General features: G+C 60.5%; 18 protein-coding genes. 5 read left to right on the plus strand and 13 right to left on the minus strand.

The window, feature by feature from the left end:
- Positions 1-13 precede the first annotated feature (13 nt).
- On the plus strand, positions 14-760 hold the full coding sequence (locus tag AC0Z4S_RS02745; protein WP_485621946.1) for an SDR family oxidoreductase: 747 nt from the start codon (positions 14-16) through the stop codon (positions 758-760).
- 132 nt (positions 761-892) lie between these two features.
- Here AC0Z4S_RS02745 and mapR read toward each other — a convergent pair whose 3' ends face one another.
- The 3 genes from mapR to AC0Z4S_RS02760 all read right to left on the minus strand — a co-directional run bounded on the left by mapR (position 893) and on the right by AC0Z4S_RS02760 (position 4,388).
- Positions 893-2,302 carry a GntR family transcriptional regulator MpaR gene (gene mapR, locus AC0Z4S_RS02750; protein ID WP_485621947.1) on the minus strand — a complete coding sequence of 470 codons (1,410 nt, stop codon included), beginning with the start codon at positions 2,300-2,302 and terminating at the stop codon, positions 893-895.
- 211 nt (positions 2,303-2,513) lie between these two features.
- Positions 2,514-3,944 (minus strand): cytochrome c oxidase accessory protein CcoG, encoded by a 1,431-nt coding sequence (gene ccoG / locus AC0Z4S_RS02755; RefSeq protein WP_485621948.1) that lies wholly within the window; start codon positions 3,942-3,944, stop codon positions 2,514-2,516.
- 195 nt (positions 3,945-4,139) lie between these two features.
- Positions 4,140-4,388 carry a DUF3203 family protein gene (locus AC0Z4S_RS02760; protein WP_485621949.1) on the minus strand — a complete coding sequence of 83 codons (249 nt, stop codon included), beginning with the start codon at positions 4,386-4,388 and terminating at the stop codon, positions 4,140-4,142.
- A 122-nt stretch (positions 4,389-4,510) separates the two neighbouring features.
- Here AC0Z4S_RS02760 and AC0Z4S_RS02765 point away from each other — a divergent pair, with 122 nt between their 5' ends.
- The gene (locus tag AC0Z4S_RS02765) at positions 4,511-5,023 is read left to right on the plus strand and encodes an MgtC/SapB family protein (protein WP_253501555.1); all 513 of its coding nucleotides are present in this window, start codon (positions 4,511-4,513) and stop codon (positions 5,021-5,023) included.
- Positions 5,024-5,144: 121 nt separating this feature from the next.
- On the opposite strand, the gene AC0Z4S_RS02770 is transcribed toward AC0Z4S_RS02765, so the two are convergent.
- Positions 5,145-5,303: a hypothetical protein gene (locus tag AC0Z4S_RS02770; RefSeq protein WP_471878961.1), complete on the minus strand. Its 159-nt coding sequence runs from the start codon at positions 5,301-5,303 to the stop codon at positions 5,145-5,147.
- 217 nt (positions 5,304-5,520) lie between these two features.
- On the opposite strand from AC0Z4S_RS02770, the gene AC0Z4S_RS02775 reads away from it, so the two are divergent.
- The 3 genes from AC0Z4S_RS02775 to glgB all read left to right on the plus strand — a co-directional run bounded on the left by AC0Z4S_RS02775 (position 5,521) and on the right by glgB (position 13,264).
- The gene (locus AC0Z4S_RS02775) at positions 5,521-7,518 is read left to right on the plus strand and encodes an alpha-1,4-glucan--maltose-1-phosphate maltosyltransferase (protein ID WP_485621950.1); all 1,998 of its coding nucleotides are present in this window, start codon (positions 5,521-5,523) and stop codon (positions 7,516-7,518) included.
- A 170-nt stretch (positions 7,519-7,688) separates the two neighbouring features.
- The gene (treS, locus tag AC0Z4S_RS02780; RefSeq protein WP_485621951.1) at positions 7,689-11,030 is read left to right on the plus strand and encodes a maltose alpha-D-glucosyltransferase; all 3,342 of its coding nucleotides are present in this window, start codon (positions 7,689-7,691) and stop codon (positions 11,028-11,030) included.
- Positions 11,031-11,032: 2 nt separating this feature from the next.
- Positions 11,033-13,264, plus strand: a complete 2,232-nt coding sequence (glgB, locus tag AC0Z4S_RS02785; RefSeq protein WP_485621952.1) for a 1,4-alpha-glucan branching protein GlgB — start codon at positions 11,033-11,035, stop codon at positions 13,262-13,264.
- Positions 13,265-13,379: 115 nt separating this feature from the next.
- On the opposite strand, the gene AC0Z4S_RS02790 is transcribed toward glgB, so the two are convergent.
- The 9 genes from AC0Z4S_RS02790 to AC0Z4S_RS02830 all read right to left on the minus strand — a co-directional run bounded on the left by AC0Z4S_RS02790 (position 13,380) and on the right by AC0Z4S_RS02830 (position 22,480).
- The gene (locus AC0Z4S_RS02790) at positions 13,380-14,429 is read right to left on the minus strand and encodes an autotransporter outer membrane beta-barrel domain-containing protein (protein ID WP_485621953.1); all 1,050 of its coding nucleotides are present in this window, start codon (positions 14,427-14,429) and stop codon (positions 13,380-13,382) included.
- Between the two features lie 379 nt (positions 14,430-14,808).
- Positions 14,809-15,591 carry an endonuclease/exonuclease/phosphatase family protein gene (locus AC0Z4S_RS02795; protein ID WP_016774637.1) on the minus strand — a complete coding sequence of 261 codons (783 nt, stop codon included), beginning with the start codon at positions 15,589-15,591 and terminating at the stop codon, positions 14,809-14,811.
- A 190-nt stretch (positions 15,592-15,781) separates the two neighbouring features.
- Positions 15,782-16,540, minus strand: coding sequence for a PIG-L deacetylase family protein (locus AC0Z4S_RS02800; protein WP_471877925.1), 759 nt, complete (start codon positions 16,538-16,540; stop codon positions 15,782-15,784).
- A 178-nt stretch (positions 16,541-16,718) separates the two neighbouring features.
- Positions 16,719-17,378: a glycosyltransferase family 2 protein gene (locus AC0Z4S_RS02805; RefSeq protein ID WP_485621954.1), complete on the minus strand. Its 660-nt coding sequence runs from the start codon at positions 17,376-17,378 to the stop codon at positions 16,719-16,721.
- Complete coding sequence (locus AC0Z4S_RS02810) at positions 17,375-17,974, minus strand: SAM-dependent methyltransferase (RefSeq protein WP_485621955.1); 600 nt, start codon at positions 17,972-17,974, stop codon at positions 17,375-17,377. The genes AC0Z4S_RS02805 and AC0Z4S_RS02810 overlap by 4 nt, the downstream gene beginning before the upstream one ends.
- Positions 17,971-18,729, minus strand: coding sequence for a PIG-L deacetylase family protein (locus tag AC0Z4S_RS02815; RefSeq protein WP_253501580.1), 759 nt, complete (start codon positions 18,727-18,729; stop codon positions 17,971-17,973). The genes AC0Z4S_RS02810 and AC0Z4S_RS02815 overlap by 4 nt, the downstream gene beginning before the upstream one ends.
- Positions 18,726-19,724, minus strand: coding sequence for an acyl-CoA dehydrogenase family protein (locus tag AC0Z4S_RS02820; RefSeq protein ID WP_485621956.1), 999 nt, complete (start codon positions 19,722-19,724; stop codon positions 18,726-18,728). Before AC0Z4S_RS02820 ends, AC0Z4S_RS02815 begins: the two co-directional genes overlap by 4 nt.
- A 1-nt stretch (position 19,725) precedes the next feature.
- Entirely contained in the window at positions 19,726-21,885 is a 2,160-nt protein-coding gene (gene glgX, locus AC0Z4S_RS02825; RefSeq protein ID WP_253501584.1) for a glycogen debranching protein GlgX, read from the minus strand.
- A gap of 247 nt (positions 21,886-22,132) precedes the next feature.
- A complete protein-coding gene (locus tag AC0Z4S_RS02830; RefSeq protein WP_042609870.1) occupies positions 22,133-22,480 on the minus strand; it encodes a DUF2934 domain-containing protein in 348 nt (115 codons plus the stop codon).
- Positions 22,481-22,492: the final 12 nt, after the last annotated feature.

Genomic DNA, 22,492 nt, shown 5'->3' on the forward strand with positions numbered 1-22,492 from the left:
GGGGAAGGCCAGCATGGATAAAGTCATTGTCATCACCGGTGGCGGGCGCGGAATCGGCGCTGCCACGGCTTTGTTGGCAGCCGAACAGGGCTACCGGATCTGCATCAACTATCAGTCGGATGAACAGGCCGCACACAGCGTGCTCGAACAGGTTCGAGCCTTGGGCGCCCAGGCCGTTGCTGTTCGCGCCGATGTCAGTATCGAAGACGAAGTGATCGCAATGTTCCAGCGCGTCGACAGCGAACTGGGCCGGGTCACCGCGCTGGTCAACAACGCCGGCACCGTCGGGCAGAAGTCGCGGGTCGATGAAATGTCCGAATTCCGCATCCTCAAAATCATGAAAACCAACGTGCTGGCGCCGATCCTCTGCGCCAAGCACGCGATTCTGCGCATGTCACCCAAACACGGCGGGCAGGGCGGCAGCATCGTCAACGTGTCTTCGGTTGCGGCACGTTTGGGATCGCCGAACGAGTACGTTGATTACGCCGCCTCCAAAGGCGCACTCGACACGTTCACCATCGGCCTCTCGAAGGAAGTCGCCGGCGAGGGGATTCGGGTCAATGCGGTGCGTCCGGGTTACATCTACACCGATTTTCATGCGCTGAGCGGTGATCCGGATCGGGTCAGCAAGCTTGAGTCAGCGATCCCGATGGCCCGGGGCGGGCGGCCGGATGAAGTAGCGGAAGCGATTGTCTGGTTGCTGTCGGACAAGGCTTCGTATGCGACCGGGACGTTTGTTGATTTGGGGGGTGGGCGCTAGGGCTTAGAGCTTTTTGTCGTTAATACCGGCCTCTTCGCGAGCAAGCTCGCTCCCACAGTGGATTTGTGAATACAGAACCCATGTGGGAGCGAGCCTGCTCGCGAAGGGGCCAGCCCAAACAACATCAAATTATCAGAATGACCGCACAATCCGCCCCAACGTCTCCATGGCCTTCTCCGACTCCTCGGTCCACGGGCTGCCGTAGTTCAAGCGGATACAATTCCTGAACCGCTGGGTCGGCGAGAAAATCGGCCCCGGCGCGATGCTGATGCCTTGTGCCAGGGCCATTTGAAACAGCTTCAGCGAATCCATCTGCTCCGGCAATTCCAGCCACAGAAAGTAGCCGCCCGCCGGTTGGCTGACCCGGGTCTGCGCCGGGAAGTAACGGGCGATCGCCGCGAGCATCGCGCGCTGCTGTTCTTCCAGGGCATAACGCAGCTTGCGCAGGTGTCGGTCATAGCCGCCGTGTTGCAGATAATCGGCAATCGCCGCTTGCGCCGGCATCGAAGCGCACAGCGAGGTCATCAGCTTCAGCCGTTCGATTTTCTGTGCGAAACGCCCAGCGGCGACCCAGCCGATGCGATAGCCGGGGGCCAGGCTCTTGGCGAACGAGCCGCAATGCATGACCAATCCTTCAGTATCAAAAGCCTTGGCCGGTTTCGGCGCCTGCTGGCCGTAATAGAGTTCGGCGTAGACATCGTCCTCGATCAACGGCACCTGATGCTGACGCAGCAGTTCGACCAGTTCCTGTTTTTTTGCCTCGGGCATGCTCGCGCCCATCGGGTTCTGGAAGCTGGTCATGCACCAGCAGGCCTTGATCGGATGGCGTTCCAGGGTTTGCGCGAGCACGCCGAGGTCGATGCCGTCGCGCGGATGCACGGGGATTTCCACCGCTTTGAGTTTCAGACGCTCAAGCACCTGCAGGCTGGCGTAGAACGCCGGGGCTTCGATGGCCACCAGATCACCGGGTTCGGTCACCGCTTGCAGGCACAGGTTCAGCGCTTCGAGCGCCCCGTTGGTGATGAGCAATTCTTCCATCGGCAACATCAGCCCGCCGACCATGTAGCGCAGGGCGATCTGTCGGCGCAGTTGCGGGTTCCCCGGCGACATGTCGGTGACGACCATGCGCGGATCCATCTCCCGCGCGGCGCTGGCCAGCGAGCGCGACAGGCGTTGCAGGGGGAACAGCGTCGGGCTGGGGAATGCCGAGCCGAACGGCACGGTGTTCGGATCCTTGATCGAATCAAGCACCGAGAACACCAGTTCGCTGACGTCGACTTCGGTGGACTCGTTGACCTGGCTGCTGATCGCTGGCTCGGAGAAAGGGCTCGGCGTATGAGCGTTGACGAAATAACCGGAACGCGGCCGGGCGCGGATCAGGCCGCGACGTTCGAGCAGGTAATAGGCCTGGAACACCGTGGACGGGCTGACGCCGTAAGTCTGGCTGGCGTAACGCACTGACGGCACCCGCTGGCCAGGGCCGAGGACACCGGAACGGATCAGTTCAGCGATGTCGTCGGCGAATTTTTCGTAGCGTTTCATCGGTGGGCCTTGATGTACTCGATTTTTTGGTGTGTCAGGGAAAGAGCCCTCACCCTAGCCCTCTCCCAGAGGGAGAGGGGACTGACCGTGTTGTTTGTTCGGAATACGCCGACCTGAAATATCTCAGTCGAACGCAGGATTTGAACAACATGAAGATCGGCTCCCTCTCCCTCCGGGAGAGGGCTGGGGTGAGGGTAGCGATGCCAAATACTCAGCGATTCATCGGCGCGACAAACCGGCTCTTCGCCACGCTGTAAACCTGCGGTTCATCAATGTCTTCAATCCTGAAACCCAATGTCTGCGAACTGCTGGCCGGCCGCTCGGTAGTCATGGCCACCGACACTGGTACATCGACAATCTCTCCCGGCATCAGACTGAGCGCCGTCTTGCCCTTTAACTCGAACCCTTGGCCATCGACCAGTCTCAACCGGTAATCCTGGCGCTGCTGAGTCTTGTTGATCACTTTCAGCGAATAAATGTTCTCGATTTGCCCCTGCGCATTCTCACGAAACAGTCCGCGATCCTTGGTCACGTCCAGCGACACCATCGGCCGCTCGACCAATGCCAGCACCAACGCGCCGACCATCACCAGGAGCACTGCGGTGTAACCAATCAGACGCGGACGCAGCAGATGGGTCTTGCCGCCCTGCAGTTCGCGCTCGGAACTGTAGCGGATCAGGCCGCGCGGGTAATGCATTTTGTCCATAATCGAATCGCAGGCATCGATGCACGCTGCGCAGCCGATGCATTCCATCTGCAGGCCATCGCGAATGTCGATGCCGGTCGGGCAGACCTGCACGCACAACTGGCAGTCGATGCAATCGCCCAGGCCTGCCTCGACCGGACGCACGTCACGCTTGCGCGGGCCACGATTTTCGCCACGGGCGGAGTCGTAGGCAATGGTCAGCGTGTCCTTGTCGAACATCACACTCTGGAACCGCGCATACGGACACATGTGCATGCACACCGCTTCGCGCAGCCAACCGGCGTTGATGTAGGTGGCGGCGGCAAAAAACAGCACCCAGAACAGGCTGACGCCACCGATTTGCAGAGTGAGCAATTCTTCGGCAAGCGGGCGGATCGGGGTGAAATAGCCGACGAAGGTCAGGCCGGTCATTACGCTGATTGCCAGCCACAGCGTGTGTTTGGCCGCGCGGCGGGCCAGTTTGTTCAGGCCCCACGGCGCGGCTTGCAGTTTGATCCGCTGGTTGCGCTCGCCTTCGGTGATCTTCTCGCACCACATGAAGATCCACGTCCACGAACTTTGCGGACAGGTGTAACCGCACCAGACCCGCCCGGCGAACACGGTAATGGCGAACAGACCGAACGCGGCGATGATCAGCAGGGCCGAAAGCAGAATGAAGTCCTGCGGCCAAAAGGTCGCACCGAAAATGTGGAATTTGCTTTCCGACAAGTCCCACAACACTGCCTGGCGACCGCCCCAATTCAGCCACACGGTGCCGAAGAACAATACGAACAGAAACCCCGCACCGCTCATGCGCAAGGTGCGAAACAGACCGGTGAAACTGCGGGTATGGATCTGATTGTCGCTTGATCTGGCCGTCACCTTCGTCGGGCGCGCGGGTACGTTGTTTATCGTTGGCGATGCTTCTACGGTTCGGACGGGGATTTGCTCGCTCATGGTCGTTCGCTCATCAGCCTCCATCAGGCCGAGGCACTATGAGCGCCGATCTGTTTGCAGAACAGACTCAGGTCTGGCAATAAAAAGCGGAGCAGATGAGTGTTGGTGCAATGCCTGCGACAACTTGAAGCATCAGGCCCGATGCGGCACAAACGCCTGGCGCAGGCGTTCGCACAGCGTGTTGAGTCAGATCAATCAAACCACCGAATCACCGTCATCGGCCTTCAGATGTTTGCGTCCGTCCCTGGCCCCGGCTACGGTCAAGGCGTCGGCTTCTGCTTCGGTGATGTAGGTGCGCTTGCCATCGATTTCCACGTACGACATGGCTTTGTCGCTATCGGTCATGACTTCCAGAGTGTCGCAGGTGCGTTTCTCCTCACCATGCTCGACAGTGAAAAAACACACTTTCTGCTCGGGGTTGGACTCATCGATTCGAACGGGCATGGCGGCGGTCCTTTTGTAGTGAGGTCTGCACGTTAGGAAGCGCAGCGTGCTGATCGTTCTGCGCAACCGATTAATGGTCGCCGTTGTCCATCGCTTATCGAACCAACAACAAGGGAAGCACGATGGAAGACTGGTGGGACGAAGTGTGGGCAACTCTGCAGGCCGAATTCGCCGACGTCGGCGACGCCTCGCAACTGACGCGAATCACCGTGCGTCTGCTGATGGCGGCGATGCTCGGCGGGATTCTTGGTTTCGAGCGCGAACATAAAGGCAAGGCTGCCGGCGTGCGCACGCACATGCTGGTGGCCTTGGGTGCCGCACTGTTTGTACTGGTGCCGCAGACCTCGGGCGCGGAATCCGATGCCATGAGCCGGGTATTGCAGGGCGTGATCGCCGGGATCGGCTTTCTGGGAGCGGGCACAATCCTGAAAAATCAGCAGGGCGACGAATCCCATGTCAAAGGCCTGACCACGGCCGCCGGGTTGTGGATGACAGCGGCCATCGGCGTGGCAGTGGGGCTGGGCAAGGAAGCGACGGCAGTGCTCAGTACCCTGCTGGCACTGGCGATCTTCAGCGTGATGCCGTACGTGGTCAGGGTGTTCGAAAAGGATGTCGACAAGAACGACCACCTCTAGCTATTCGCTCGGTCCCGTGTAGGAGCTGCCGAAGGCTGCGATCTTTTGATTTGCAGCGCGGCAAAAAAAAGATCGCAGCCTTCGACAGCTCCTACAGGGATGGCCGACAGACATGCAAATGTCAGACGATCACCGGCGGCATGGTGCTCGGCGGTTCTTCCTTTGGCGGTGGCGTGGTGCCGGGCGGTTCTTGCTCGGGAACCGGTGGCGGCTCTGTCTCGGGCAGGGTGGGTGTGTCGATGTTCGGATCGGGCGTTTCCGCCGGGATCGGGATGTTCATCTTTTGACCTCCATATGGCACATGGCGTGGGACGTGCTTAAGTGAGTTGACCCGGCCACGGCAAATTCGATCCGCGTGTTTGTCTTGTTAATTTCATCTGAACTTTTCCCCGCGCCGGTTGCTCGGAACCTAAGTGAGTTCATGACAGGGCAGGCGCTTTGTCGCGAATACTGTTCAGGCACAAGAGCGTCCTTGGGGCGTTAAGGAGAGATGCTCAATGACTGCTGAAAGACCTTCAGAGCTGAGTTACAACCCGCACATGCCGCTGTCGCAGGCATTGCTACTGCCACGCATCGTCATCGAAAACACCATGCCGACCCTCGACGGCGGCCAGTTTGCTGTCAAATCGATTGCCGGTCGCGAAGTGGTGGTGACCAGCAAAGTATTTGCCGACGGCCATGACAAGCTTGCCGTACGCATCCGCTGGCGCGAAGAAGGCCAGGAAACCTGGCAGACCGAGGTCATGTCCGATCAGGGCAACAACAGCTGGCAAGGTCAGTTCCGTCCCGAGGAACAGGGCCGCTATCTATATTGCATCGAAGCGTGGATCGACCATTTCGCCAGCTTCCAGTACGAACTGGAGAAGAAACATAACGCTGCGGTGCCGGTTTCCCTGGAGCTGCAGGAAGGCCGGACCATGGTGCAACAGGCCGCCGAACGCAGCGAAGGTCAGCTCAGCGAGCAGCTCGCCGCGCTGCACCATGAATTGTCCGGCCTGCTCGAAACCGAACAGGTCGCGTTGTTTCTGCACTCGCGCAGTGCGGAGCTGATGGCCCAGGCCGATCACCGCGCGTACTTGAGCGTCAGCGCCGAGTTCCCTATGGACGTCGAGCGCGAGCTCGCCGAGTTCGCCAGTTGGTATGAACTGTTTCCGCGCTCGATCACCGACGACCCCAACCGTCACGGCACCTTCAATGACGTGCATTCGCGTCTGCCGATGATCCAGGACATGGGTTTCGACGTGTTGTATTTCACGCCGATTCACCCGATCGGCCGCGCCCACCGCAAGGGTCGCAACAATTCCCTGACCGCCGGGCCGGACGATCCCGGCAGCCCTTACGCGATCGGCAGCGAGGAGGGTGGCCACGAGGCGATTCACTCGCAGCTCGGCACCCGTGAAGACTTCCGCCGCCTGGTGGCTGCTGCCGCCGATCATGGTCTGGAAATCGCCCTCGACTTCGCCATCCAGTGTTCCCAGGATCACCCGTGGCTCAAGGAACATCCGGGCTGGTTCAACTGGCGCCCGGACGGCACGATCAAGTACGCCGAAAACCCGCCGAAGAAATACCAGGACATCGTCAACGTCGACTTCTATGCGCCGGATGCGATTCCGAGCCTGTGGGTCGAATTGCGCGACATCGTCGTCGGCTGGGTCAAGGAGGGCGTGAAGATCTTCCGCGTCGACAACCCGCACACCAAACCGCTGCCGTTCTGGCAATGGTTGATCGCCGATGTGCGCACCTTGTACCCGGAAGTGATCTTCCTCGCCGAGGCCTTCACCACGCCGGCGATGATGGCGCGGCTGGGCAAGGTCGGGTATTCGCAGAGCTATACCTACTTCACCTGGCGCAACACCAAGGCCGAGCTGGCGGAATATTTTACTGAACTGAACGAGTCGCCTTGGCGCGAATGCTACCGGCCGAATTTCTTCGTCAATACCCCGGACATCAACCCGGCGTTCCTGCATGGGTCAGGGCGTCCCGGTTTCCTTATCCGCGCCGCGCTGGCGACCATGGGCTCTGGGCTGTGGGGGATGTATTCCGGTTTTGAACTGTGCGAATCGGCGCCGGTGCCGGGCAAAGAGGAATACCTGGATTCGGAGAAATACGAAATCCGTGTCCGCGATTTCACCGCCCCGGGCAACATCATTGCCGAGATCGCCCAGCTCAACCGTATCCGCCGGCAGAACCCGGCGTTGCACACGCACCTGGGCCTGAAAATCTACAACGCCTGGAACGACAACATTCTGTACTTCGGCAAGCGCAGCGCCGATGGCAGCAATTTCATTCTGGTCGCGGTCAGCCTCGATCCTCATAACGTGCAGGAAGCGAATTTCGAACTGCCGCTGTGGGAAATGGGCCTGCCGGATGACGCCACCACCCATGGCGAGGATTTGATGAACGGCCATCGCTGGGACTGGCACGGTAAGTATCAGTTCATGCGCATCGACCCGGCGTATCAACCGTTCGGGATTTGGCGGATCAGCGCTACGTAACACATGGCGCACCTGTGGGAGCGAGCCTGCTCGCGAAAGCAATCTGGCAGACGACATTTTTGCTGAATGTCAGTCCGCATTCGCGAGCAGGCTCGCTCCCACCGGTTGTGCAGCGCTTCTGAGTCAAGTGATCGGCTCACGGTTTTTCCAGAATTCAACAGGAGTTCCACATGGCGAAGAAACCCAAGGCAGCCGCCTTCATCAAAGACCCGCTCTGGTACAAGGACGCGGTGATCTATCAGGTTCACGTCAAATCGTTTTTCGACTCCAACAATGACGGGATCGGCGACTTTCCCGGGCTTATCGCCAAACTCGATTACATTGCCGATCTCGGCGTCAACACCATCTGGTTGCTGCCGTTCTATCCCTCGCCACGCCGCGACGACGGCTACGACATCGCCGAATACCGTGGCGTACACAGCGACTACGGGACCATGGCCGACGCCAAGCGCTTCATCGCCGAAGCACACAAGCGCGGGCTGCGGGTGATCACCGAGCTGGTCATCAACCACACCTCCGACCAGCACCCGTGGTTCCAGCGTGCGCGCAAGGCCAAGCCGGGTTCGGCGGCGCGAGATTTCTATGTCTGGTCCGATGACGACCAGAAATACGACGGCACGCGGATCATTTTCCTCGACACCGAGAAGTCCAACTGGACCTGGGACCCGGTCGCCGGTCAGTACTTCTGGCACCGCTTCTATTCGCACCAGCCGGATCTGAACTTCGATAACCCGCAAGTGATGAAAGCCGTGCTGTCGGTGATGCGTTACTGGCTGGACATGGGCATCGACGGTCTGCGCCTCGACGCGATTCCGTACCTGATCGAGCGCGACGGCACCAACAACGAAAACCTGCCCGAGACCCACGACGTCCTCAAGCAGATCCGTGCCGAGATCGACGCCAACTACCCCGACCGCATGCTCCTGGCCGAGGCCAATCAATGGCCGGAAGACACCCAGCTGTATTTCGGCGACACCGACGCTGCCGGCGTCAATGGCGATGAATGCCACATGGCGTTCCACTTCCCGCTGATGCCGCGCATGTACATGGCGCTGGCTCAGGAAGATCGCTTCCCGATTACCGACATCCTCCGCCAGACCCCGGAAATCCCCGCGAACTGCCAATGGGCGATCTTCCTGCGCAACCACGATGAGCTGACCCTGGAAATGGTCACCGATCGCGAGCGCGATTATCTGTGGAATTACTACGCGGCTGACCGTCGCGCGCGGATCAACCTCGGCATTCGCCGTCGTCTCGCGCCGTTGATGGAGCGCGACCGTCGCCGTATCGAACTGCTCAACAGCCTGTTGCTGTCGATGCCCGGCACGCCGACCCTGTATTACGGCGACGAAATCGGTATGGGCGACAACATCTACCTCGGCGACCGCGACGGCGTGCGGACCCCGATGCAGTGGTCGATCGACCGCAACGGCGGGTTCTCCCGCGCCGATCCGGCCAGTCTGGTGCTGCCGCCGATCATGGACCCGCAATATGGCTACCAGTCGGTCAACGTTGAAACCCAGTCCGGCGATCCGCATTCGCTGTTGAACTGGACGCGGCGTCTGCTGGCAGTGCGCAAGCAATCGAAAGCGTTCGGCCGGGGCACCTTGAAAATGCTCTCGCCGACTAATCGTCGCGTGTTGGCCTACACCCGCGAATACACCGACGCCGACGGCAAGCACGAGATCATTCTGTGCGTGGCCAACGTCTCGCGCAGTGCGCAAGCGGTCGAACTGGATCTGTCGGCTTACGTCGGCATGGTGCCGGTGGAAATGCTTGGCGGTAACGCGTTCCCGCCGATCGGCCAATTGAATTTCCTCCTGACCCTGGCGCCGTACGGCTTCTATTGGTTTGCCCTGGCGACGGAAAACCAGATGCCAAGCTGGCACGTCGAACCGGCGCAGAGCCTGCCGGACTTCACCACGCTGGTGCTGAAAAAACGCATGGAAGAACTGCTCGAAGCGCCGTCTCGTACGACGCTGGAGCAAAGCATCCTGCCGAGCTGGCTGCAGAACCGTCGCTGGTTCGCCGGCAAGGATGCGGCGATCGAGAAGGTCAACCTGGCTTACGGCGTGCGCTTCGGCGACGCCCAGCATCCAGTGCTGCTCAGCGAGATCGAAGTCACCAGCGGTGGCCAGACCAACCGCTATCAACTGCCGTTCGGCTTCATCGCCGAGGACCACGTCGGCCCGCCGTTGCCGCAGCAATTGGCGCTGTCGCGTGTACGCCGTGTGCGTCAGGTTGGCTTGATCACTGATGCGTTCAGTCTGGAAACCTTTGTCCGCGCCGTGCTGCAAGGCATGCAGAACAACACGGTATTGGAGTCGATCGAAGGCGAAATCCGCTTCGAACAGACGCCGCATCTGGAAACGCTTGGCCTTGGCGCCGAGTCGGATGTGCGCTACCTGTCGGCCGAGCAGTCGAATAGCTCCGTGGTGATCGGCAACAGCCTGGTGCTTAAGCTGATACGCAAAGTCGCTTCTGGCGTACACCCGGAACTGGAGATGAGCGCTTACCTGACCGAGGCCGGGTTTGCCAATATCTCTCCACTGCTCGGTTCGGTGATTCGCCGTGACGCACAGGGCGAAGACAATCTGCTGATGATTGCGCAAGGCTATCTGAGCAATCAGGGCGATGCGTGGGAATGGACGCAGAACAACCTCGAACGGGCGCTGCGCGATGAACTGGCCGACGCCATGTCCGAGCAGGAACAGCATTACAACGCTTTGGGCGAGCTGAAGGACTTCGCCGGCATGCTCGGTCAGCGTCTGGGCGAGATGCATCAGGTGCTCGCTGCGCCAACCGACAACGCCGACTTCGCTCCGCAGGTGTCGTCGAGCAAGGACATGGCTGCGACAAGCAAGGACGTCACCGCGCAGGTTGAACATGCCTTGAAATTGCTCAAGCAACATCAAGGCGAGTTGAACGCAGCGGACCAGAAACTGGTCAAGCGTCTGCTCGATGAGAAGAAAACCATTCTTGCCCATGTGCAGGATCTGGCGAAGAAAGCCACCGGCGGTTTGCGCATTCGGGTGCACGGCGACTTGCATCTGGGCCAGGTACTGGTGATCAAGGGCGATGCCTACCTGATCGACTTCGAGGGCGAACCGGCGCGGCCGTTGAGCGAGCGTCGCGGCAAGCACAGCCCGTACAAGGACGTCAGCGGTGTACTGCGTTCGTTCGATTACGCAGCGGCGATGACGATCAACGTGCACAACGTTGATAACAGCACTGAAGCTGAAACAGCGCGCAAACGCGTCGCCGAGCGTTATCTGCGCGAGGCACGCGATGCATTTGTCCAGGCATATCGCGAGGCGGCAGCTAGTCTTGAGCATGCCTGGCAGGATCCTCAAGGCGCCGACGCCGCGCTGGCGTTGTTCGGCCTGGAAAAAGCCGCTTACGAGGTGGCCTACGAAGCGGAAAACCGCCCAACGTGGCTGCCCGTGCCGTTGCACGGCTTGTATGGATTATTGACTGGGCTTAAACCCTTTTCCGATCTTGGTGGAGAGTAGTCATGAGTTTCTCGAACAAGGAACAGGGTGTGGTAAAGGAAGCATTGTTACCCTCGGCGCGCGACATCGACGCCCTGGTACGCGCTGAACATCAGGACCCGTTTTCGATCCTCGGCCCGCACGGCGATGGCGCCGGCGGGCAGTTCATCCGGGCTTATCTGCCGGGCGCGCTGAGTGTCTCGGTGCTGGACAAGGACAGCGGTGAAGAAATTGGCCCGCTGCAGATGACCGAAACGCCGGGGCTATTCGTTGGCCATTTCGATCAGGCGCGGCCGTACCTGTTGCGCACGCGCTGGGCCGGTGGCGAACAGCTGGCCGAAGATCCCTACAGCTTTGGCCAGCTGCTCGGCGAGATGGATTTGTATCTGTTCGCCGAAGGCAATCACCGCGACCTCAGCGCCTGCCTCGGTGCGCAGCTGAAGACCGTTGATGGCGTGGACGGCGTGCGCTTTGCCGTGTGGGCACCGAATGCCCGCCGGGTGTCGGTGGTCGGTGATTTCAACGTCTGGGACGGGCGCCGTCACCCGATGCGCCTGCGCCATCCTTCGGGGGTTTGGGAGTTGTTCATCCCGCGCCTGCAAGCGGGTGAGTTGTACAAGTACGAAATTCTCGGTGCCCACGGCATTCTGCCGCTCAAGGCCGACCCGATGGCGCTGGCCACCAGCCTGCCGCCGGACACCGCGTCGAAAGTCGCCTCGCCGTTGCAGATCGACTGGCAGGATCACGACTGGATGAATTCCCGCCGGGATCGCCAGCAGCGCTCCAAGCCTTTGTCCATCTACGAGCTGCACGCCGGTTCCTGGCAGTGCGAACTGGATGATCTGGGTGAAGTCGCGCGTCAGTACACTTGGCCGGAACTGGCTGAGCGGCTGATTCCTTACGTCAAAGAGCTGGGCTTCACTCACATCGAATTGATGCCGATCATGGAGCACCCGTTCGGCGGTTCCTGGGGCTATCAGTTGCTCTCGCAATTCGCCCCGAGCGCACGTTATGGCACGCCGGATCAGTTCGCCGCTTTCGTCAATGCCTGCCACCAGGCGGACATCGGCGTGATTCTCGACTGGGTGCCGGCGCATTTCCCCACCGATACCCACGGTCTGGCGCAGTTCGACGGCACCGCGCTGTACGAATACGGCAATCCGCTGGAAGGCTTCCACCAGGATTGGGACACGCTGATCTACAACCTCGGTCGCACCGAAGTGCACGGCTACATGCTCGCTTCGGCGCTGCATTGGCTGAAGCACTTCCATATCGATGGTCTGCGTGTCGATGCGGTGGCGTCGATGCTGTATCGCGACTATTCGCGCAAGGCTGGCGAATGGGTGCCGAACCGCCACGGCGGGCGCGAGAACCTCGAAGCCATCGATTTCCTGCGTCATTTGAATGATGTGGTTGAGCTGGAAGCTCCGGGTGCGCTGGTGATTGCCGAAGAGTCCACCGCATGGCCTGGCGTCAGCCAAAGCACCCAGCAGGGCGGCCTCGGTTTCTCCTACAAATGGAACATGGGCTGGATGCACGATTCGCTGCACTACATCCAGCAGGATCCGGTGTACCGCGCCCATCACCATAATGAGTTGAGCTTCGGTCTGGTCTACGCCTGGTCTGAACGCTTTATCTTGCCGATCTCCCACGACGAAGTGGTGCACGGCAAGCACTCGCTGATCGACAAGATGCCCGGTGACCGCTGGCAGAAGTTTGCCAACCTGCGCGCCTATCTGAGCTTCATGTGGACTCATCCGGGCAAGAAGCTGTTGTTCATGGGCTGCGAGTTTGGTCAATGGCGCGAGTGGAACCACGATCAGCAACTGGACTGGTACCTGCTGCAGTACTCCGAGCACAAAGGCGTGCAGAAACTGGTTGGCGATCTCAATCGGCTGTATCGCGAAGAGCCGGCGCTGCACGACCAGGACGATGCGCCGCAGGGCTTCCAGTGGTTGATTGGCGATGATGCGATCAACAGCGTTTACGCTTGGTTGCGCTGGAGCAAGGATGGCTCGCCAGTGTTGGTAGTCGCCAACTTCACCCCGGTACCGCGCCAGTCGTATCGCGTCGGGGTGCCGTTCGCCGGGCGCTGGACTGAGCTGTTCAACAGCGACGCCGACATTTATGCCGGTTCCAACTATGGCAATGGTGGCGGAGCATTGACCGAAGAGGTGCCAAGCCATGGTCAATCGCTGTCACTGGAGCTGAACCTGCCACCGTTGGCGGTGTTGATCCTCAAGCCGCAGGGCTAGCACCTGTGGGAGCGAGCTTGCTCGCGAAGGCGCCATGTCAATCAACGATGATGTTGAAGGTGGCACCGCTTTCGCGAGCAAGCTCGCTCCCACAGGGTTTTCGGTAATCTGAAGCTCACCAGCGCATCCGCACGCCGAGGCTGCCGATGATGCCGTTCAGATCATTGTCGTCCACGTCGCTGCTGTAATCGGCGCTCATGTACAGGCTCACTGCTGGCGTGACTCGCGCCACCAGTCCCAAGCCCAATTCAACGGTTGAGGATTTGCGGCTGCTGCTGATCTTGTCGACCTGATCGAGCGTTACCGTGCTGCCGGTGTACACCGTGTGCCAGAGGTTGGTGCGCAGGTACGGCTCGACGGGTAAACCGTTCAGGTCGTAACTGCCTTTCAGCCGCGCCCCGACGCGGCCGCTCCATGCGGTCAAGTCCGTCGAAGAAGTGTTCGATCCAGCGTAAGGCGCGTCGAGACTGATACGCTGGTTGATCAGTTGCGCCTGCGGTTCAACCACCCAATTCTCACTCAGACCGATCGGATAGCCGCCCTCGACGGAAAAGGTCATCGCGCTGCCTTCGGTGGCCTGACGATTGCCTTGTGGTGTCCGACTGAAACCGCTGACCCGACCGCCACTGGCCGAAAGGTCAACATGCCAGCCCTGCGCGCCCACCAGGCTGTAATAGGCACCAAGGCTCTGACCTTGCAGATTGAGGCTGTCAGTGTTCGGAGCGGCGAGGGCGCGGCGGGTCAGTGCGCCGTCAGCACTCATCTGAATCTGGTTGTCACCGCCGATCAGGCCAAGGATCTGGGTGGCGCCATTGCCGCTCTTCAATGTGACCACGGCCGGGCCTTTGAACTCGCCGCCGGGCATCGCATAACCAGAGGACAGCGCATCAGTTTGTGCGCGTCGGGCGCTTCGGCCATAGAGCTCATCCCAGGCCGATGGCGCGAGATCCTCGGTGATCAGGCGCGAACTCTGCTGGCTCAACGGCAACGGCCCGGGCGTTACCACGGTAACCGGCAAAGTCATCACCGGCACATCGGCGCGATACCACATGGTTTCATCCGCCGCAGAACCCGCATGTGCCTCCATGGACGAGCACAGCAACAGCGAACCGGACACTGTGCAAAGGGTGATTTTCAATTCGTGTGAGGTCAGTGAAGTTTTCATGGAGGTCTACCTTGCAAGCGCATGCGTCATCTCGAGTTTGGCGTCTCTCCTACCCCGAACGAGGGGCGACCGAATAGAGCGGGACGAACCGCGGCTGCTCGATTTCGCGAGTGCCGGAAGGTCAGTCCCAGTAGTGATTCCGGGGGTAGTAAGGTAGAGATAAGAAGAGCGACGCCTGCGCGTCAAGAAAATGCACGATGAATGGCGTGATTAAATCAGGCTTCGCAAGCGTTTGTTTTTCTGCACATAACTAAGTGATTGTTTGCATGGAAAAACGCTTGTGGCCCGCACAGCTGACAGATTTCCGCCACCGACGAAAGGTCATGTCGGTGCGCGACCGGACGAATGACCTGTCATTTAATTGCTGTCAAAAACGCGGCTACAGGTGCACTTCAACCGCTAAAGGAAGGTGATCGGAAAGGTGCGTCCACGGTTTGTTGCCAAGAATTCTGGGGTCATGGCTGCTCGCATTGCGCAGATAAATCCGGTCCAGCCGCAGCAAGGGAAAACGCGCCGGGTAGGTTTTCGCCGGGCGCCCGTGATGACGCTCGAAGGCTTCGTGCAAATAGTCGCGCCGGGCGAGGGCGGCATTGCCCTGCAACTGCCAGTCATTGAAATCGCCGGCAATGATCACCGGCGCATCGTCGGGCAGTGATTCAAGCAACTGGCAAAGCAGCTGCAACTGCAGTTGCCGATGGCTTTCCAGGAGACTCAAATGCACACAGATCGCGTGCACCTCGGCATGCCCGGGCACATCTAGGATGCAGTGCAACAGCCCGCGCCGTTCAGGGCCTGTGATCGACACATCGAGATTGCGGTATTCGCGGATCGGGTATTTCGACAGCAGTGCATTGCCGTGGTGGCCGTCGGGGTAAACGGCGTTACGCCCGTAGGCAAAATCGCTCCACATGCTGTCGGCAAGAAATTCGTATTGCGAAGTTTGCGGCCAGTCGTTGTAGCGACTCGAATGGCGTTCGTGTTCACCCACCACTTCCTGCAGAAACACCAGATCGGCCGAGGTACTGCGCATCGCTTCGCGCAGCTCCGGGAGAACGAACCGCCGATTCAGCGCGGTGAAGCCCTTGTGGGTGTTGACCGTGAGTACCCGCAGGCGATGAATGACTGGCGCGTCGACCGCTTGACGCTTGGGATCGCTGGACACGTTCACTCCTCTGAATTGGGCCATGCCTGTTCATGCGACTGGTGTGAAGGGGTGGCAGTTCCTTCCGATGATTCACTGCTGGGCGGATGTGGGAGCGAGCCTGCTCGCGAAGACTTCATCACATTCAATACATCTGACACATGACACACCGCTTTCGCGAGCAGGCTCGCTCCTACAGGGGGGATGGTGTCTAGACGAACACGATTTCATACGGCAAGCGCATTCTTTCCAGGATCACCGGCGGCAGCAGTGGGGCGATGCCGATGGCTGGTTCGCCCTTGAGCTGGCTGGCATAGGCGTGAGTGGCGTGGCTTTTGCGCGCCACGGTCCAGGTGTCGAGGCGTAACTTGCGTGCTCGCTCCCATGGGATGTGCTGGTGATCGCGCTCGGGCCAGTGCCAGGCCCAGACCGGCACGTCATGGAAGGTTGCGCCGGCCTTTTGCGCCGCATCGAAACTGGCCCGTCCGACCGCTTCATGGTCGCTGTTGCCATCCTCGCGCCAAGTGCTGAATACCACGTCCCCCGGTCGCAGGTACCGGCCGATGAATTCAGTCAGTTGATTTTGCTGCTCATTCAGCGCGTTGTCGGTGAAACCGCCGCGTACCCACTTCAGGCTGTGCATCGGCAAGCCGAGACGGCGCAGGGCTTCGACGCTTTCCTGTGGACGGAACACGCTCAAACGTTTTTCCGACCATTGCCGCGAGCCTGGATGGCTGGCACTGCCGTCGGTGATGGAAAGCAATTGGAGTGGATGACCGAGACTGGACAGCAATTGCAGCAAGCCGCCGCAGGTGACCACTTCGTCGCCCGGATGCGGCGCGATGATCACGGCGCGGGCGCCGGCGGGCACCAGACTGTGGGTGTTGATGACGGGGATATTGTCGAGTTGCGCCGCGCTGTTCCAAATTTGCGCGGGCAGGCCATGTTCATTGAGGATTAACGGTTTCATGAGTGCGACGTCCTTGTTGTGTCTCGCCCTCAGTCGTGAACAGCAAATGCTGATCACGGCCCGTGAAGGCTAATGAATAGCAAACCTGCAGTTTTCCAACCCTTGGATGACTGCGAGCCAGAGTATTGCTCAAGACACGGGATTCGTCGCGTCACAGATCAATCTGAACCGTATTTTTTTATTCCATCTGTACCAGGTTTCGCAAATAGTCGCCAAAACCACCCTTGGCCCGACTGTCGAGTCGTGCGCTGGTATGCACTTGTGGGCGATGGCTCCAGACGATATTGGCGCCGCTGCGCTCCAGAGCGCGCACCAGATGCACATCCTCGTCGCACGTCAGGGGTTTGAAACCACCGGCAAGGCGATAGGCCTCGGCACTGACGCCAAGATTGGCACCATGAATATGCCGATGACCGTCGCGGGCCTGGTAGTGGCGGTGATAGCGAATCTGCGCTGCTTCATCGATCGACTCGGGCCAATGCTCGACGGTGACCGTTCCGCACACTGCGTCAGCTTCCAGTCCGAGCTGCGCCGCCAGCCAGTCATCGGCAACGCGGCTGTCGGCGTCGGTGCAGGCAATCCAGCGGGCACCGCGCTCCAGCAGCAGGCGCGCACCGGCGGCACGGGCTTCGCCAACGTTGCGTGCATCGATCTGCAGGCTCAGCACCGGATAAGCACTGACGATCTGCGCCGAGGCGTCGCTGCAGCTGTCGAGAACCACCAGGATTTCCACCGGCTCAGCGGCCAGTTGCGCATGTTGACTGGCGCGCAGGGCTGCACGCAGACAGTCATCGAGCAGCGCCTCTTCGTTGTGCGCGGGAATGACAATACCGATCAACGCAAGCCCTCCAATGCCGCCACCGAGCGTGGCTCGCGGCTCCACAGCTCCAGAATGAAATCCGCTTCCTGATGCAGCACCAGTCGCGGCAATGCCAATTGATCGTGGATCTGATCGTGTACCTGACGCGCATTCAGCGGGCAGCCTTCAATCGGCGGGCGCCAGTGGCAGGCCAGCAATTGGCCGTCGGCCGTCAGCGATTCACTGATTCGGCGGATGACTTCTGTCAGATCTTCCTCGTCGAGGTAGTAGCCGATTTCGCTGAATAAAATCAGGTCGAATTTCTCTTCCGGCCAGTCACCCGGAAGGCGTCCCTGGCGGACTTCGGCATGCTCGAAAATGCTCAACCGAGTGCGCGCAAGCTTCACCGCTGCGCTCGCTGTGTCGCAACACAGCAAACGGTCGCAGCGCGGTGCCAGTTCCGCACTCAGTTCGCCATTGGCGCAACCCGGCTCGAAAACCGACCTGTAGCGGGAGCGGGGTAGGGCAGCGAGGGTGATCGCGCGTTTGCGCTGCTCGTACCAGCGCTGGCGGAACGCCCACGGGTCGTCATTGCCAGCGAACAGCCCGTCGAAATAGCGGTCATCGACGCTCAAAGGAACACCACTTCAAAAGGTTGCAACAATCGATCGAGCACATAAGGCGCGAGCACTGGCCCGAGCCCGACGTCGCGATCGCCTTCCAACTGGCTGGCGAATGCATGCGCCGCGTGGCGTTTACGCGCGATGTGCGTGGGCGAAAGGAGAATCTTGCGCGCCCGTTCCCATGGCACCGAGGCATCTTCCGGAGTTGCCCAATGCCAGGTCCAGACCGGAAGTTCATGACAGGCAGCCCCGACGCGGCGCGCCGCTTCGACACTGGCGCGGCCGACGGCCTCGTGATCGCTGTGGCCATCTTCCCGCCAAGTGGTGAACACCACGTCACTGGCATGCAGATAACTGGCGATGAAATCGCTCAACCCGGTTTCCTGAGCCGCGACTTGCGTATCGGTAAAACCGCCGCGCAGCCATTTCAGGCTGTGCATCGGCAAACCGAGGCGACGCAGGGCTTCGGCCGATTCCTGCGGACGCACCACGCTCAAACGCTCGACCGGCCAGCGTTGCGAGCCGGGGTGACTGGCGCTGCCATCGGTGACCGAGATCAACTGCAAAGGACGTCCGGCTGCCGCCAGCAACTGCATGATGCCGCCGCAACCGAGCACTTCGTCATCCGGATGCGGTGCGACGATCACCGCCCGCGATCCCAGCGGTACGAGGTCAAGGATGTCGATGGCGGGCAACTCGGCCAGGCGCCGCGAACCCTGCCATTGCTGCAGCGAAGTGCCCTGGCCGACGATCGGGTTGTCCTTCATAACGCCCAGACCTCGCGGGATTGACCGGCAATCTGCTGGCCCAGCGCAGCAAGGTCGCGTTCGGCGTGACTCTGGCGCAGAAACACCGGCAAGTCGGCACTCAGCCGCGCAAAATGCCGATCCTGACAAAACGGCCCGGCACCCAGCGCACGACCGACTTCGCGCATGACCTGTTCGGCAGACTGTTCGACCACCGCGCGGGCGCGACGGGCCAGCAGTTCAGCGTCGGCCTCGGGCTGCGCATCGATTTGCAGCGCACTGAAGCGCAGCACATCGGCGGCCGCTTGCAGCGCTGTGTCTGTCGCGCCGAGGTGGGCGAGGGCATGCGGTTCATCGCGTTGCGCGCAATGCTGGCGCAGCGCTTCGGCAATCCGTCGCGATGCGCCATACCAGCAAGCGGCGATGCCGATGCCACCTTGCCAGAAACCCGGCCGTTGCAGGTAATCACCGGGATTGCCGATGGCCTGCGCTTCGGCATTGTCGAACAGCACTTCAACGCTGCCGGTGGCCGCCATGCCCACGGCTTGCCAGCCTTGATCGGTGATGGTCACGCCAGGTTGATCGAGCGCGACCGCTACCAGTTGCTGTTGATCATCAGCGTCCCACGCGGTGAGCAAGGCGTGGCTGAGCACAGCTGCGCCGGAGCACCAGGCCTTGCGCCCGTTCAACGTCACCATATGTCCGGATGGCGTGACTTTCACCCGCGCCTGCGGCGGTTCGGCAGCCCACATGCCCCACGTGCTGCCGGGCGTTGGCGTACCGCCCAATTGTTCGATGATCGCCAGCGCGTCGGTGTGGCCCTCGTAGAGTTTGCACAGCCCCAGATCGTGCCCGCCGACCTCGGAAAGACGCTGAAAACGCTCCAGCGTGTGACCGCTGCCGGGCAACGGCAAGCGGTCGAGGCCGGCCTCGACCATCGCCCGCAGGCAACGGCCGAGGGCGTTGGTGTCGGCGTAATCTGGCGGACGGCGGGCCAGATAATGTTGAAAGTCCATATCAATCTTCTTCGTCACGTTGCAGTTCGAACAACAGCAACGAGCGCCCGGTCACCGAATACTCGTGGCCGAAGTCGAAGCGTTCCTGGCCGCGAATCGACGGTTGATTGGTGTCGATCATGCAGGTCCAGAAGCCACCGTCCGGCACTTCCGGCAAAGTGAAGTTGACGATGTCGTGGTGCGCGTTGACCACCAGCAGCAGGGTCGCGTCGCCACCCTTGCGGCGAATCCCGGTTTCCTGCGCGCGGCCATCGAGGAGCATGCCGAGGCAGCGATTGTGCGCGTCGTGCCAGTGCTCGGTGGTCATCTCCGTGGCGTCCGGGGCCAGCCAGGTCACGTCCTTGACGCCGATGTCTTCGTTGTATTCGCCGACCAGGAAGCGGCCGCGACGCAGGATCGGATAAGTCAGGCGCAGCTTGATCAGGCGTTTGACGAATTTGAGCAGGGCTTTGCCGTCCTCGCTCAGGTCCCAGTTGACCCAACCGATTTCGCTGTCCTGGCAGTAGGCGTTGTTGTTGCCGTCCTGAGTGCGGGCGAACTCGTCCCCGGCAACGATCATCGGTGTGCCTTGGGCCAGCAGCAGGGTGGCGAAGAAATTGCGCATCTGCCGATGGCGCAGAGCATTGATTTCGGGATCGTCGGTCGGGCCTTCGACGCCGTGGTTCCACGACAGATTGTTGTTGCTGCCGTCCTGGTTGTTCTCGTCGTTGGCTTCGTTGTGCTTGTCGTTGTACGAGACCAGATCGTTGAGGGTGAAACCGTCGTGGGCGGTGATGAAGTTCACCGACGAATACGGCCGGCGCCCACGCTGGTTGAACATCTCTCCCGAGGCCGTCATGCGGCTGGCAAAGTCGGCGAGCTGGGCGTCATCACCTTTCCAGAAGGCGCGCACGGTGTCGCGGAACTTGTCGTTCCACTCGACCCAGCCCGGCGGGAAGTTGCCCACCTGATAGCCGCCGGGGCCGCAGTCCCAGGGCTCGGCGATCATCTTCACCTGACGCAGCACGGGGTCCTGGCGGCAGGCGACGAGGAAGCTGTGGCGTTCGTCGAAACCATCGTGGTAGCGGCCAAGGATGGTCGCCAAGTCGAAGCGGAAACCGTCGACGTGCATTTCACTGGCCCAATAGCGCAGGGAGTCGGTGACCATTTGCAGCACGCACGGGTGACTCAAATCCAGCGTGTTACCAGTGCCGGAGTCGTTGATGTAGTAGCGCTTGTCGTCCGGCATCAAGCGGTAGTACGAGGCGTTGTCGATACCGCGCATCGACAGGGTCGGGCCTTGCTCGTTGCCCTCGGCCGTGTGGTTATAGACCACGTCGAGAATGACCTCGAGGTTGGCATCGTGCAGGTGCGCGACCATCTCCTTGAATTCGGCAATCTTGCCACTGGCCAGATAACGCGGGTCCGGGGCGAAGAAGGCGATGCTGTTGTAGCCCCAATAGTTGGTCATGCCTTTTTGCAGCAGATGCTGATCGTTGACGAAGGCATGGATCGGCAGCAGTTCGACAGACGAAACACCGAGTTTGCGAATGTGCTCGAGCACGTCGTCGACCATCAAGCCGCCGAAAGTGCCGCGCAGGTTTTCCGGCACCGACGGGTGACGCATGCTGATGCCGCGCACGTGGGTTTCATAAATGATGGTCTTGTCCCAAGGCACGCTGACGCGATGGTCATTGCCCCAGGTGTGCGCCGGGTCGATGACCTTGCACTTGGGCACGAATGGCGCACTGTCGCGTTCGTCGAAACTGAGATCGGCGTCGGGGTGGCCGATGGTGTAGCCGAACAGCGCTTCCGACCATTTCAGCTCGCCCACCAACTGTTTGGCGTACGGGTCGATCAGCAGTTTGTTGTGATTGAAGCGATGGCCGTTGGCCGGGTCATAAGGACCATAAACGCGGTAGCCGTAAATCAGCCCCGGATGCGCATCGGGCAGGTAGCCGTGGTAGATCTCATCGGTGTATTCCGGCAGCTCGATGCGCTCGAGTTCGACTTCACCGGCATCGTCGAAAATGCACAGCTCGACCTTGGTGGCGTTGGCGGAAAACAGAGCAAAGTTCACCCCCAGACCATCCCAGGTCGCACCGAGCGGGAAGGGCAGGCCTTCACGGATTCTCGACGGCTCGGCGTGCGCAACGGGTTCGGCTTTCTTTGGACGGGTCATGATTGCTCCTGCAAAAAACGGGTCAGTTCAGGCAATGAGATTTCCTTGTGGGAGCGAGCTTGCTCGCGAAAGCCTCGGCACATCCGACATCTTCGCGAACTGACCCACCGCATTCGCGAGCAAGCTCGCTCCCACAGGGGATTAGATTTTTCTCCCGCAGTGGGGAGGGGCTTTCTTCAGGGCGCAAAGACCCCTTATGGCGAGCAAGCTCGCCACTCAGTTGTTCAGTTCAATAATCGGGTCTAGGTCAGTTCGCCGGAGGCTTCTTCGCAACTCGCGGCTTTTTCTCGGCAGCCTTTTCGCCAGGCGGAACCACCTTTGGCGTCGCCGCGGGCTTGGCTTTTGCTGCCGGTTTGGCTTTGGCAGCGGCCGGCGTTTTGCCGTCGAGCGCTTTGGCCTCAGTGTTCTTCGCCGCGGGCGTCTTGCCGGCCACCTTGCTGCCAGCTGCCTTCGGTGGCTTCTTCGGTGCCAGCGCTTCGGCCTCGGCCAGTTTGCGCGCCATCTCCCAATGACGTTCTTCCTGGCCTTCAGGCTTACCTTCCGACTCCCAGATCTGATAGGCGAATTCGCGAATGCGTTTATCGTCGGTGCTCATCGCAATGCTCCT

It is taken from the genome of Pseudomonas sp. 1L-B-1-E-C1 (genome assembly GCF_057291835.1).

What these genes read in the sequence shown, in the direction of transcription:
- AC0Z4S_RS02830 (WP_042609870.1), bottom strand. Translation starts at nt 22,480, where the DNA reads ATGAGCACCGACGATAAACGCATTCGCGAATTCGCCTATCAGATCTGG.
- AC0Z4S_RS02760 (WP_485621949.1), bottom strand. Translation starts at nt 4,388, where the DNA reads ATGCCCGTTCGAATCGATGAGTCCAACCCCGAGCAGAAAGTGTGTTTT.
- ccoG (WP_485621948.1), bottom strand. Translation starts at nt 3,944, where the DNA reads ATGAGCGAGCAAATCCCCGTCCGAACCGTAGAAGCATCGCCAACGATA.
- mapR (WP_485621947.1), bottom strand. Translation starts at nt 2,302, where the DNA reads ATGAAACGCTACGAAAAATTCGCCGACGACATCGCTGAACTGATCCGT.
- AC0Z4S_RS02745 (WP_485621946.1), top strand. Translation starts at nt 14, where the DNA reads ATGGATAAAGTCATTGTCATCACCGGTGGCGGGCGCGGAATCGGCGCT.
- AC0Z4S_RS02770 (WP_471878961.1), bottom strand. Translation starts at nt 5,303, where the DNA reads ATGAACATCCCGATCCCGGCGGAAACGCCCGATCCGAACATCGACACA.
- AC0Z4S_RS02800 (WP_471877925.1), bottom strand. Translation starts at nt 16,540, where the DNA reads ATGAAACCGTTAATCCTCAATGAACATGGCCTGCCCGCGCAAATTTGG.
- AC0Z4S_RS02815 (WP_253501580.1), bottom strand. Translation starts at nt 18,729, where the DNA reads ATGAAGGACAACCCGATCGTCGGCCAGGGCACTTCGCTGCAGCAATGG.
- treS (WP_485621951.1), top strand. Translation starts at nt 7,689, where the DNA reads ATGGCGAAGAAACCCAAGGCAGCCGCCTTCATCAAAGACCCGCTCTGG.
- AC0Z4S_RS02790 (WP_485621953.1), bottom strand. Translation starts at nt 14,429, where the DNA reads ATGAAAACTTCACTGACCTCACACGAATTGAAAATCACCCTTTGCACA.
- AC0Z4S_RS02820 (WP_485621956.1), bottom strand. Translation starts at nt 19,724, where the DNA reads ATGGACTTTCAACATTATCTGGCCCGCCGTCCGCCAGATTACGCCGAC.
- AC0Z4S_RS02765 (WP_253501555.1), top strand. Translation starts at nt 4,511, where the DNA reads ATGGAAGACTGGTGGGACGAAGTGTGGGCAACTCTGCAGGCCGAATTC.
- glgB (WP_485621952.1), top strand. Translation starts at nt 11,033, where the DNA reads ATGAGTTTCTCGAACAAGGAACAGGGTGTGGTAAAGGAAGCATTGTTA.
- AC0Z4S_RS02775 (WP_485621950.1), top strand. Translation starts at nt 5,521, where the DNA reads ATGACTGCTGAAAGACCTTCAGAGCTGAGTTACAACCCGCACATGCCG.
- glgX (WP_253501584.1), bottom strand. Translation starts at nt 21,885, where the DNA reads ATGACCCGTCCAAAGAAAGCCGAACCCGTTGCGCACGCCGAGCCGTCG.